The organism is Cupriavidus sp. YR651 (assembly GCF_900101625.1).
Lineage (GTDB): Bacteria > Pseudomonadota > Gammaproteobacteria > Burkholderiales > Burkholderiaceae > Cupriavidus.
Map to the genome: position 1 here is coordinate 1 of NZ_FMYZ01000035.1, position 10,943 is coordinate 10,943.

Annotated in this window: 13 protein-coding genes and 1 pseudogene; 12 read left to right on the top strand and 2 right to left on the bottom strand. The window is 60.9% G+C overall.

Features of this window, described 5'->3' with window-relative positions:
* Positions 1 to 392 precede the first annotated feature (392 nt).
* Positions 393 to 584 (top strand): annotated as a pseudogene (locus tag BLR29_RS31470) (IS21 family transposase); the annotation flags it as partial.
* On the opposite strand, the gene BLR29_RS31475 reads toward BLR29_RS31470, so the two are convergent.
* The gene (locus tag BLR29_RS31475) at positions 562 to 741 is read right to left on the bottom strand and encodes a biotin/lipoyl attachment domain-containing protein (RefSeq protein WP_092143949.1); all 180 of its coding nucleotides are present in this window, start codon (positions 739 to 741) and stop codon (positions 562 to 564) included. The pseudogene BLR29_RS31470 and the gene BLR29_RS31475 sit on opposite strands and share 23 nt — an antisense overlap.
* A 736-nt stretch (positions 742 to 1,477) precedes the next feature.
* Between BLR29_RS31475 and BLR29_RS31480 the strand changes: the two genes are divergently transcribed.
* The gene (locus BLR29_RS31480) at positions 1,478 to 3,055 is read left to right on the top strand and encodes an efflux transporter outer membrane subunit (protein ID WP_092143952.1); all 1,578 of its coding nucleotides are present in this window, start codon (positions 1,478 to 1,480) and stop codon (positions 3,053 to 3,055) included.
* On the opposite strand, the gene BLR29_RS31485 is transcribed toward BLR29_RS31480, so the two are convergent.
* On the bottom strand, positions 3,052 to 3,309 hold the full coding sequence (locus tag BLR29_RS31485) for a hypothetical protein (RefSeq protein WP_143018584.1): 258 nt from the start codon (positions 3,307 to 3,309) through the stop codon (positions 3,052 to 3,054). The genes BLR29_RS31480 and BLR29_RS31485 overlap by 4 nt on opposite strands.
* Positions 3,310 to 3,355: 46 nt before the next feature.
* Between BLR29_RS31485 and BLR29_RS31490 the strand changes: the two genes are divergently transcribed.
* The 10 genes from BLR29_RS31490 to BLR29_RS31540 all read left to right on the top strand — a co-directional run.
* Positions 3,356 to 4,951 (top strand): MFS transporter, encoded by a 1,596-nt coding sequence (locus BLR29_RS31490; protein WP_255371548.1) that lies wholly within the window; start codon positions 3,356 to 3,358, stop codon positions 4,949 to 4,951.
* Positions 4,952 to 4,956: 5 nt separating this feature from the next.
* A complete protein-coding gene (locus BLR29_RS31495) occupies positions 4,957 to 6,006 on the top strand; it encodes an HlyD family secretion protein (RefSeq protein ID WP_092143961.1) in 1,050 nt (349 codons plus the stop codon).
* A 61-nt stretch (positions 6,007 to 6,067) separates the two neighbouring features.
* Positions 6,068 to 6,667, top strand: a complete 600-nt coding sequence (locus BLR29_RS31500) for a TetR/AcrR family transcriptional regulator (protein ID WP_092143964.1) — start codon at positions 6,068 to 6,070, stop codon at positions 6,665 to 6,667.
* Between the two features lie 33 nt (positions 6,668 to 6,700).
* Positions 6,701 to 7,135, top strand: a complete 435-nt coding sequence (locus tag BLR29_RS31505) for a helix-turn-helix domain-containing protein (RefSeq protein WP_255371549.1) — start codon at positions 6,701 to 6,703, stop codon at positions 7,133 to 7,135.
* Positions 7,093 to 7,683 carry a TetR/AcrR family transcriptional regulator gene (locus tag BLR29_RS31510; RefSeq protein ID WP_092143970.1) on the top strand — a complete coding sequence of 197 codons (591 nt, stop codon included), beginning with the start codon at positions 7,093 to 7,095 and terminating at the stop codon, positions 7,681 to 7,683. The genes BLR29_RS31505 and BLR29_RS31510 overlap by 43 nt, the downstream gene beginning before the upstream one ends.
* 128 nt (positions 7,684 to 7,811) lie before the next feature.
* On the top strand, positions 7,812 to 8,534 hold the full coding sequence (locus BLR29_RS31515) for a cysteine hydrolase family protein (protein WP_092143973.1): 723 nt from the start codon (positions 7,812 to 7,814) through the stop codon (positions 8,532 to 8,534).
* Between the two features lie 91 nt (positions 8,535 to 8,625).
* On the top strand, positions 8,626 to 8,856 hold the full coding sequence (locus tag BLR29_RS31520; RefSeq protein ID WP_092143988.1) for a DUF2798 domain-containing protein: 231 nt from the start codon (positions 8,626 to 8,628) through the stop codon (positions 8,854 to 8,856).
* 65 nt (positions 8,857 to 8,921) lie between these two features.
* A complete protein-coding gene (locus tag BLR29_RS31525; RefSeq protein WP_092143976.1) occupies positions 8,922 to 9,584 on the top strand; it encodes a carbonic anhydrase in 663 nt (220 codons plus the stop codon).
* A 38-nt stretch (positions 9,585 to 9,622) separates the two neighbouring features.
* On the top strand, positions 9,623 to 10,093 hold the full coding sequence (gene cynS / locus BLR29_RS31530) for a cyanase (protein ID WP_092143979.1): 471 nt from the start codon (positions 9,623 to 9,625) through the stop codon (positions 10,091 to 10,093).
* Between the two features lie 397 nt (positions 10,094 to 10,490).
* On the top strand, positions 10,491 to 10,943 hold a 453-nt coding region (locus BLR29_RS31540; protein WP_092143985.1), incomplete at its 3' end, for a carboxymuconolactone decarboxylase family protein.

The following is a 10,943-nucleotide window of genomic DNA, read 5'->3' on the forward strand; positions in this document are numbered from 1 at the left end:
GTGCGTGACGCAGTAGCCGGGCCGAAGCTACCAGAAGGCGACGGCTATGGCGCTGCGCTGGTCAATTACCGCTTCATCGCCAATGGGGTCTGGACCACGGACGATACGGTAAAGATGCTGGAAGGCAAGGCGGCCTGACGCATTCCGACCCCGGCGCCCAGTCATGGGTGTCGGGGCAGCGCGATCTGAGCATAAAGCGCAGGAAAATTCTCGTGGCCAATTCCATGGAAGCACCCTGTGAGCCGGTTGGCTTGCAATAGGTGCCTTTCAGTCTCGACTTATAGTCGCGGCACCAAACTATGAGGATCAGTGGTCTGTTGGACGCCGGCTATCAACCTTTAAAAGTGGTACCGGCACCGGCATTAGTTGATCCGATTCAAATGCCTGCCGTTCTCTGTGCCCTGGGCTTCACGGGTTCGTATGATCGGGTTGCGGCGTTTGCGCGCCGCTGGCGTCAGGAACAGCAGGAGCTGGTGTGCTCGTCAGATCGAGGCACCTACATCCCGTTGCGCTTTGCCGAGGGCGAGGCATTCCAGTTCGACTGGAGTGGGGACTGGGCGGTCATCGCCGGCGACCGCAGCAAGCAGCTGCTATAGCCTCCGCCTGACGGAGTGCAAGGGTGAAACGGTCCCGGTCAATGATGAATGGCGACTTTCCTCGATGCACCTGTGCATTGTCTCTGACGAGAACCTGGCTCACGAGCCCCGACACGTCCGGCGCGACCTGGACTGGCGCGGACATTTTCGTCACGCGTTCATGGGGCCACGGTGGCACGACGGCGTGGGCTCAGGTGCGAATGCGTCGTGTCGCATCTCGAGATGAACTAGCAGAGAAATTAGAGTCATCGCAGCTAATGCTGCCGTGCAAAATAGCGCCAACCCATCGATGAGAATGCTGCGGTCAGGTGTCTCGCTTTCACACACTCCGCTTACAGCGATCCAAATTGGATGTGGGTCATTTCTAGTGGAAAAATCCGCGCATCGCGTGTTGCATGGGGCCCATCCGCCAGTACTGTATTGCCTTACTCTCTAGTTGACGCCGTCACTGAGCCCCAATAGCCCTCGCCCCACGCGAGATAGCGCGCCGGATACAGTTCGGTCGGTTGAGAACCGGTTGCCATGCGGCGCAGGTTGCTTGTCGCTCAACTGCGTTCACCGCTACCGCAGTCAATATCTGGATGGTGCTGGCGGCTGTAGCTCGCGAGAGGCAAACGATCCGCACCGCAGCACGAATGCGCATCCCTACGAAGGGCCTGACGACATCGCCGATCGCTGCCTCGGGTCACGCAGGATGACGAGCGTGTAGAAGCGCGTGCCCCCCCGAAACCATCCGGGTTGGCATGGACCATTGCTGGAAACAGTCAAATGCACCCGTCGTGGCACGGAATTCGTATGGCGCATTCATCATAAACATACCATGTAGTATCCAAATACGTTTTAGTATATATTTGCGACTCTTCATATGCCGACCTACGACCATGCCCGCGACTCTGCACCAGCGAATCACCCTCGGCGTTCTTGTCATGCTTGGGCTGGGTGGCTGTGCGGTCGGCCCGGATTTTGAGTCGCCGGACACGACGCCGCCATCGGATCTGTTAGCCAAGACAGCAACTGGTGCACGCGTCGAATTCACAGCCGCCCCAGTTGACGCGGACTGGTGGAAGCTCTTCAACGACCCGGTCCTGACCTCGTTGGAAACCAGGGCGTCACGGCAAAACTTGGATTTGCAGGCTGCGCAAGCGCGCATTGGACAGAGCCGCGCCAAACTGCGCATCGCTGGCGCGGACCTGTTTCCGAGCATTGGAGCGAACGCGTCCGAGCTGCGTCAACGTGCGAGCCCGGACGGCATCCTGAAACTGACAGGCGCATCGAGTCCCGTCAGTGGTACGGCCGCCAATGGCGCCGACCCGTTCGGCGCAAGTTCGCTGCCGGGACAAAGCGGCTCGCCGCCATACAGCGTCTGGCAGTACGGCTTCGACGCCAGTTGGGAGCTCGATATATGGGGCCGCATCAGGCGGATCCGCGAATCGGCGCAGGCCAATACGCTCGCTGCAGCGCTCGAAACAGAGGCCGTACGCGTGTCCGTGACGGCAGAAGTGGCACGGACCTATCTGTCGCTTCGTGGGGTGCAGAGCACTCTGGCCATCGCCAGGAAGAATCAGGAGATCGCCCGCGCCAGCCTGAAGCTGGCTACCCACCGGGAGGAGCAGGGCGTTGCGACGCGTTATGACCCCGCAAGTGCGGGCGCGGAGCTGGCCACGGTGAGCGCATCGATTCCGGACCTGGAGCGTCAACGCGCCGTGCTCATGAACGCGCTGGCCTTGCTGCTCGACGAAGCGCCGCATGCTCTCGACGCTGAACTCTCGGCGGAGACGGGCATTCCGGCACCTCCGGAAAGCTTGCCCGTGGGCTTGCCGTCGGAACTCGCGCATCGGCGTCCCGACATCCTGCGCGCCGAAGCGGAACTGCATGCCGCCACGGCAGCGATCGGCGCGGCAAAGGCAAATTTCTATCCGACTGTGAGCCTGACCGGGAGCTTCGGCATCCAGGCACTGAAGTTCAGCGAAGCCGGCGACTGGAGCGCGCGTCAATTTGCATTCGGCCCGGTGCTGCATCTTCCGATCTTCGAAGGCGGCCGGCTGGCCGGCACGCTGGCGCTAACCAAGGCGCGCCAACAAGAGTCTGCCATACAGTTCCGGCGTACGGTGGTCGGCGCATGGCACGAGGTCGATGACGCTGTCACGGCCTACCTCACCGAGCAACAGCGCGACGAACAACTCGGGCTCGCGGTCGAAAACAACAGGATTGCTTTCAAGACAGCACAGCAACGCTACGCACAAGGCGCGTCGACATTCCTGAGCGTCCTGATCGCGCAACGCGACCTGCTGGCCAGCGAGACGGCGCTCGCACGCAGTCGGACCGACGTCGCCATCGCCATGGTCAAGCTTTACAAATCGTTGGGCGGCGGGTGGGCGGCCGGCGCAAGCACCGAACCGTCCCACCCACTCGCCGAGCAGGCCGGCAAGCCTGCGTCGGGCGCCGGTCAGGGAGGCTAGCAGTCGCGAATGGAACGATCCACGGCCCGGTCCGCCTCGGCTTGCGCTTCGAGAAGGCTCGTTGCTTGGCCGCTTGCCCCCTCGCCTGTACCGCTGAATGTCTCGACCTCCCAAAGCCAGCGACCGTCGAATTCGTCTTGCCAGACGCAAAGCCTGCGGTGGTTGACACTGTAGAGATTGGGATCGAGGTCTCTCGCCCAACACGGAATATCTGATTCGCTGATCTCGTGCCACTGCATGACTGCTGTATTCATGTGTTCGCTTTTTAGCATACCAAATAGTATTTAAATACTTTAAAGTATGAATGACCAAGTAGCAAATCACGCGATGCCACTGGCGACGCCGTCAGTCACCCTGCCGCTGGCCACGCCGCGACCGGTGACGCCGCATCCGTTCAACGCACAGATCCTGACCGGGGTCATCGGTGTATTCGTAGCTGCGATGATGTCGGGCCTGAACAGCCGTATCGGCGGACTGTCGCTAATCGACATGAAGGGAGCCTTCGGCGTTGGCGCGGATGAAGGGAGCTGGATCGGTAGCCTCTATCAGGCGTTCGAACTGGCGGCCATGCCCTTCGCGCCGTGGTTCGCCGTCACCCTGTCGTTCAGGCGATTTCACATCTGCGTCGTCGCCATCTTCGCAAGCCTTGGACTGCTGACTCCGCACGCCCCCGACCTTGCGAGTCTGCTCATTCTTCGATGTCTCCAGGGCTTCTTTGGCGGGCTGCTCATTCCTGTGCTTATGGCGGCAGCCCTGCGCTTCTTCCCGCTGACGTTGCGGCTTTATGGTCTCGCTCTCTATGCGATGACCGCCACGTTCTCGCCTAATGTCGCGACCTGGCTGTCCGCTACCTACACCGACACGCTGGCCAACTGGCACCTTGTTTATTGGCAGAGCGTGCCGCTCGCGCTGTTCTCCATGTGGGCAGTCGGATGGGGCCTTCCGCAGGATCCTGTCCGGCTCGATCGCTTCAAGGACATCAATCTGCTCGGCTTGCTGTCGGGAGTCTGCGGGTTGGTGCTACTCGGCCTGGGCGTGGCGCAAGGTGAGCGCTATGACTGGTTCAACGACATCCTGATCCGCTGGCTCTTCAGCGCAGGCGCAGCGTTGATCTTTGTCTTCCTGTTGTCGGAATGGTTTCACCCGCAGCCCTTCGTCAAGCTCCAGCTACTGCATCGACGCAATCTCGGACTCGGATTCACGGTGTTCTTCTCATTGGTCGTCGTGCTCTTGTCGGGATCCCTGCTGCCCGCCGCGTTCCTGGGCGACATCCATGGATACCGGACGCCGTTCCTCGCAGTACTCGGATTGTCGGTTGGCATCCCCCAACTCATTCTCGGACCGGCAACCTCGTTCCTGCTTTACAAGCAGTGGGTAGACGCACGCTATCTCTTTGCGGCGGGGCTGGTATGCCTGGCAGGTTCCTGCCTGATTGACTCCCAGGTTACGTCGGCCTGGATGGCACACGAGTTTCTCATCGCACAGACACTGCAGGCGGTCGGCCAACCAATGACAGTCATTTCCCTGCTGTTTCTCGCGACGAGCGTGGTGCAGCCAATGGAAGGACCATTGGTCTCCGGCATCATCAATGTGCTCCGCGCATTGGGAACCCTGACCGGCGATGCGCTGATCGAGCACCTGATCACGGTCCGGCAGAAGACGCATGCCAACGTAATCCTGGACTATGCGACCAACGCGGGGGCGTTCTCCCGCGATGTCAATGGCCATGTCGCCGGCTACCTGCATAGTCTGGCGGAGCGAATCTCCCATCAGGCCTTTGTGCTGTCGATCGCCGATACATACCTCGTACTCGGGGGCCTCGCGCTCGCGTTGATCCCGCTGGTGCTGAGCCTGCAGTACATCAAGCCGCCTGTGCTGAACAAAACCTCCCACTGATCATCATGTCTCTCCCTCGCCCAGCAAAGATTGCCATCTCTGTCGTCACTGCCTGCCTGGCTGCGGCCAGCACTTATCTCTTCCTCCGCGAAGAAGGCCACGCCTCGACACAAACCACCACGGACGCGTATGTCACCACTGATTCCACGTTCGTCGCACCAAAGATCGCAGGCCACATCGCCAAGGTGCTCGTGGACGACAACGAAGCCGTCAAGGCTGGTCAGTTGCTGGCGGTGATCGACGATCGAGATTTCGTGGTGGCCGTGGCCAGTGCCACCGCCGACGTCGAGAACGCGCGTGCGGACGTGGCACGGCTTCAGGCCAGCCTGGTCCAGCAGAACAGCGTCATTCAGCAAGCGAACGCGGCGATCGCCGCCGACAATGCCGCGATCACATTTGCCGAGGCCGACTCCCGTCGATATTCGAATCTGGCTGTCGACGGATCCGGGACGATTCAGGAACAACAGCATGCACAGTCACAACTCCAGGTTGCGATGGCTCGCCGGCTCGAACACTCGGCAGCGCGTGATGTCGCGCAGCATCAAATCGGCGTGCTGCGGGCGCAGGAGAAACAAGCCGAGGCCAGCGTGAGCAAGGTGACAGCCAACCTGGAGGCAGCAGAACTCAACCTGTCGTACACCAGGATTACTGCGCCGATCGATGGAACCGTGGGGCAACGGACAGTGCGTACTGGCGCTTACGTCCATGTGGGCACACCGCTCCTGGCGCTGGTACCCCTCGACGCCGTGTACGTGGAGGCCAACTTCCGCGAGACGCAACTTGAGCGCGTGCGCCCGGGACAGGGCGTTACAATCAAAGTCGATATGTTGTCTGGGGTGGTATTGCACGGCCGCGTGAACAGCGTTGCACCAGCGAGCGGTGTTGCGTTGTCTCCAATTGCCCCCGATAACGCGACAGGAAATTTCACCAAAGTCGTCCAGCGTCTTCCCGTCAAGATCACCATCGATCCGGGGCAGTCGGCGGCCAGGTTCCTGCGCGTCGGTATGTCCGTCGTCCCTACGGTGCACGTGATTACGGCACGCGAGGAGACATGACCGGCGAGCAAGGGAGCATGGCATGCGCTGGGCAGAGCGAAAAACAAGGAGCTGTTAGAAGATGCCACGTCTGACCAGAGAAGAAAGCCGCGCGCTGACGCGTGAGAAGCTGCTTGTCGCCGCAGGTAATGTGTTTGCCCGCGAAGGGCTCGGCGGCGCGTCGATAGACCGCATCGTCGAAGAGGCCGGGTTCACAAAGGGTGCTTTTTATTCCAACTTCGAATCGAAGGAAGACATCTTCCTTCAATTGGTCGAGTCGGCCAGCTTCAGCGAAGTCAGCGATCTTGAATTGGCGCTGGAAGGGATCAAAGACCCCGAGGAGATCATCGACGCGGTGTGCAAGTGGGCCACTGTGCGCTCTCGCGAAACCGGGCCGCGCATGCTGATTCTCGATCTGGTACGGCACGCGAATCAGGGTGCGTCGCTGAAGAAGCAGCACACCGAGATGTTCACGCAGCAATGGACGCAAGTCGGGAACGCGCTCATGAAGATTTTCCCCGCCGGCAAAGCACCAGCGACACCGGTTGAACTCGGAGCGCTGGTGCTGGAACTGACCTTCGGCATCGCGATGCAGTTTCACGCCGGCCCCTCGGCGGGAGACCTGATCGGCCTCGCGTTGCGCGGGCTGCTCAAGGCGTCGCGATCCAGGCAGCGCACATGAACGGATAGATTTCCAATGGATACGCTGGAATACATGCGCACCTTCGCGCGAGTCGTTATTGATGGTGGCTTCGCGCCGGCCGCACGTAAGCTGGATCTGACGACAGGTCAGATATCTCGCGCGATCTCGTATCTCGAGTCGCGCCCCGGAAGGCGGCTGTTGCAACGGACGACACGCCGTGTGGCCCTGACCGAGGCAGTGGGACTCGAGGCAGCCAGGGGCCCCTGGCGTCTTTCCTCGCCAAACTCAGTAGTGCATTCAACGGGAACGCCATCTATCGATCCGATAGGATGCCCTGTTCATTGTCGATCTTCCGCCCTGAATAGAGGCACCGGCAGGCCGCGCGCGCATTCCGCGGAGCTGATGCTTGACAATAACCAACCAGTCGTCTATTATCATTTCAACTGTTCATCACCCCCTGCGACATGCCAAGACCTGCCAACCCCGAAATCCGTCACCGCCTCCTGATCGACGGTGGCCGTGTGATTCATAGCGCCGGTTTCAATGGGGCCGGCGTGCAGGACATCGTAGCTGCCGCGGCTGTTCCCAAGGGATCTTTCTACAGCTATTTCGACAGCAAGGAAGCCTTTGCCGCCGAAGTGCTCGAAGCGTACTGGGAGTCTCTTGAACAACGCCACGGTGAAGTGATGTACGACGCGCGCATCAAGCCGTTGGCCCGGATCGAAAAGTTGTTCGAGTTGCTGCTGGCGGACCAGGCGGCGCAAAAATTCGAGCTCGGGTGCCTTGTGGGCAACCTTTCGCTCGAATTGTCCAATCTCAGCGGCGAAGTCAGAACGGTTCTCGGGCGCATCCTGGCGCGCTGGGAAGGCATGATCGTAGCCTGCCTTGATGAGGCCAGGATGCGCCAGGAACTGCCGGCGGATGGTGATTCCACGCAACGCGCGGCCATCATGATCGAGGCCTGGGAGGGGGCGGTCCTACGCAGCAAGATCGAGCGCAACGGCGACGCCTGCCAACGCTTTCTGCAGGTGACGCTCAAGCGGTTGTTGTACTGAAATTTTTTTGCGATTTTAAACAGACGACTGGTCATATATATAACAAAGGCAGGCTCAATGCAGACCTGCTGACCTTCATCCGTAGTTGAAACGACGCCCACCGGGCTCACCAGTAAGAGGTAATTTCCATGTCCAATCTCCCCCAGTATGCCGATCCCGTTACTCCGGCTCTGCCGAAGTCCAGCATTACGCTGGACTTGCCGCGCACGGCGCTCGTCGTGATTGACCCGCAGATCGACTTCATGAGCCCCGAAGGGCGCAGCTGGGGCGTGGTCGGAGAAAGCGTGACGGAGCAGAACCTCGTGCCCAACCTGGTCCGCCTGTTCGAGGCCGCCAAGCAGGCTGGCATCACGGTCGCCATCTCTCCCCACTATTACTTTCCCCATGACCACACGTGGAAAGTACAGGGCCCCGCCGAAATGTTCCAGCATGCCCTCGGTCTGTTCGACCGTCCGGGCGCGCTGACCCTGGAAGGATTCCGCGGCTCGGGCGCGGACTTCGTGCCAGAGCTCAAGCCATATATCGAGGATGGCAAGACCATCATCTGCTCCCCGCACAAGCTGTACGGCCCGCAGGCCAACGACCTTGTCCTGCAGTTGCGCAAGCAGCGCGTGGACCAGGTGATCCTTGCGGGCATGGCCGCCAATCTGTGCGTCGAATCCCATCTGCGGGACCTGCTGGAGCAAGGCTTCGAAGTTGCTGTCGTGCGCGACGCCGTAGCAGGGCCGAAGCTGCCGGATGGCGACGGCTATCTGGCCGCGCTGGTGAACTTCCGCTATATCGCGAACGCGCTGTGGGATACCGACGAGGCCGTGCAGCAATTGGCAGGAAAGGTTGGGGCAGCCGCGTAGCGCCTGTCATGCGCCAGGGGCGACAGCCCCTGGCGCGGCAATGGCAGGGTACATGAATGTCCGGTTCAAAGAATGCATAGGGGCGACTCACATGCCTAAGATTCCTTCGCGCTACAGCTATTTCGCATTTGGCGTTATCCAGGCCGGATTGACCTGCTCCATCGCTGCGGCCATCGCAAGCATTCCATTTGCAGCAGAAGGTCTGTTCTTTCAGCACTGGCTAAGGTCCTGGAGCGTTTCCTGGCTAACCATGCTGCCGGTTGTCGTGTCGGCCTCGCCCATCATTCGCCGCCTGGTCGATCGCATGACAAACCACTCATAGCGAGCAAACTCAATCCACGCTTCCCATGACGAAACCCAGCCCAAAACTGATGGAGCGGCAACAAGATGCAAGACATTATCGACGGCGTTCTGAAATTCCAACGTGACGCCCTCCCAAAACGATCAGACCTCTTCAAGCGGCTGGCTAACAGTCAGAACCCGGGCACGTTGTTCATCGCGTGTTCGGATAGCCGGGTGGTGCCAGAACTCCTCACGCAGAGCGAACCCGGAGAACTGTTTGTCATCCGCAACGCCGGCAACATCGTGCCAGCCTACGGCACACAGCCCGGCGGCGTGTCGGCCAGCGTCGAATACGCCGTTGCCGGACTGAACGTCACCGACATTGTGGTCTGCGGCCACTCCGACTGCGGCGCCATGACCGCAGTGGCCACATGCAAATGCCTGGCCCACATGCCCGCCGTGAAAAGCTGGCTTCACCATGCCGACGCCGCCAAGGCCGTCAACGAGGCGAGTGAGCACGCATCCACGCAAGCACGCGTGAATTCCATGGTCCGCGAGAACATCATCGCCCAGTTGGCCAACATCAAGACCCACCCCTCCGTGGCATTCGCGCTTGAACAAGGCCGCCTGAACCTGCACGGCTGGCTCTACGACATCGAAACCGGCGCGATCGATGCCCTGGATGGCACGACCAATACTTTCGTTTCGCTCGCGGCGCATCCCGATGCATCCGCAACCCCACGCGGCCGCGAGTCGATCGCTGCCTGAATGCCTCCCCCCACGTTTCACCCTCTCAAGGAGTTAGCATGACCCAATCCCAATTCAGCCAATCCTCCCGTCAAGCCCTGACCGATGACATCATCGATGCAAAGAGCCGCAAGGGGCTCACGTTCGAGCAGATCAACGAAGGCACCGGACTGAGCCTGGCCTTTGTCACGGCCGCCCTGCTCGGCCAGCATCCGCTGCCCGCCGCCGCGGCAAAGATCGTCGCCGACAAGCTGGGCCTGAGCGAAGATGCCGTGCGCCAGTTGCAGACCATTCCCGTGCGCGGCAGCATCCCTGGCGGCGTACCGACTGACCCGACCATCTACCGCTTCTACGAGATCGTGCAGATCTACGGTTCCACGCTCAAGGCCCTGGTTCATGAGCAGTTCGGCGACGGCATCATAAGCGCCATCAACTTCAAGCTCGACATCAAGAAGGTGGACGACCCGGAGGGCGGCCACCGCGCGGTGATCACCCTGGACGGCAAGTACCTGCCGACCAAGCCGTTCTAATGTCTTAACGTGGCACCGACTCGCTGCGCGCCGAAGGTGCCGTTTTCTCGCCAACCACACGAACGTGGCGGCTATTGGATACCATCATGTCCACATTTTCCGCAGACCTGGCCATCGCCGCATTGACGGGAAGCGCGCTCGCCATGTCTTCCCTCATCGCCAGCAATCCTTCGGTCGACAGGCTTGCTTGGGTCCATCAGCGTATTGACGAGCGGACGACCTCGCAAGCCCAGCCTTCCGATATGCACGGGACGCCGGCGAGCGTCGCCCGCCTCGATGGGCGACGCGACCCCTTATTGGATGACGCGCGCACCCGGGCGGCGGCAGCCGCAGACGAAACGCTCCGACTCTCGAGTGTCGGTGAATCTGCTATCCAACCAGACGAAAGGTGCCCCCCATGTCTGCAGCACGCCTGAACCTCTTCCAGCTCGCCCCGGTCCACCTGAAGGCGATGATCAATCTGACGCAAACGTGCAAGAACAGCTCATTCGGCCGGCGGCTCGTTGAACTCATCCTGTTGCGCGTATCGCAAATCAACGGCTGTGGTGTGTGCGTCGACGTGCACTGGCGCGACCTGATCAAGCAGGGCGCGGACCCACGCCACGTGAACGCGATTGCCGGCTGGCGCGAGGCGCCATTCTTCGACGCGCGCGAGCGCGCCGCCCTGGCCTGGGCGGAGGCCGTCAACGCCCTGCCACATCGCGACGATACGGACGCCCTCTACCCCCAACTGCGCGAGCACTTCAGCGAGCAGGAAATCGCTGAAATGTCATACACGATCGCGCTCATTCGCGGCTGGAACGCTATCAATCAGAGCCTGCGCAACCAGATCCCCGTCAATCTGCCACCC

Excerpts from the sequence above, each read along its gene's own strand:
- BLR29_RS31475 (WP_092143949.1), bottom strand. The coding sequence starts at position 741 with ATGTCCGCGCCAGTCCAGGTCGCGCCGGACGTGTCGGGGCTCGTGAGC.
- BLR29_RS31480 (WP_092143952.1), top strand. The coding sequence starts at position 1,478 with ATGCCCGCGACTCTGCACCAGCGAATCACCCTCGGCGTTCTTGTCATG.
- BLR29_RS31485 (WP_143018584.1), bottom strand. The coding sequence starts at position 3,309 with ATGAATACAGCAGTCATGCAGTGGCACGAGATCAGCGAATCAGATATT.
- BLR29_RS31490 (WP_255371548.1), top strand. The coding sequence starts at position 3,356 with ATGAATGACCAAGTAGCAAATCACGCGATGCCACTGGCGACGCCGTCA.
- BLR29_RS31495 (WP_092143961.1), top strand. The coding sequence starts at position 4,957 with ATGTCTCTCCCTCGCCCAGCAAAGATTGCCATCTCTGTCGTCACTGCC.
- BLR29_RS31500 (WP_092143964.1), top strand. The coding sequence starts at position 6,068 with ATGCCACGTCTGACCAGAGAAGAAAGCCGCGCGCTGACGCGTGAGAAG.
- BLR29_RS31505 (WP_255371549.1), top strand. The coding sequence starts at position 6,701 with ATGCGCACCTTCGCGCGAGTCGTTATTGATGGTGGCTTCGCGCCGGCC.
- BLR29_RS31510 (WP_092143970.1), top strand. The coding sequence starts at position 7,093 with ATGCCAAGACCTGCCAACCCCGAAATCCGTCACCGCCTCCTGATCGAC.
- BLR29_RS31515 (WP_092143973.1), top strand. The coding sequence starts at position 7,812 with ATGTCCAATCTCCCCCAGTATGCCGATCCCGTTACTCCGGCTCTGCCG.
- BLR29_RS31520 (WP_092143988.1), top strand. The coding sequence starts at position 8,626 with ATGCCTAAGATTCCTTCGCGCTACAGCTATTTCGCATTTGGCGTTATC.
- BLR29_RS31525 (WP_092143976.1), top strand. The coding sequence starts at position 8,922 with ATGCAAGACATTATCGACGGCGTTCTGAAATTCCAACGTGACGCCCTC.
- cynS (WP_092143979.1), top strand. The coding sequence starts at position 9,623 with ATGACCCAATCCCAATTCAGCCAATCCTCCCGTCAAGCCCTGACCGAT.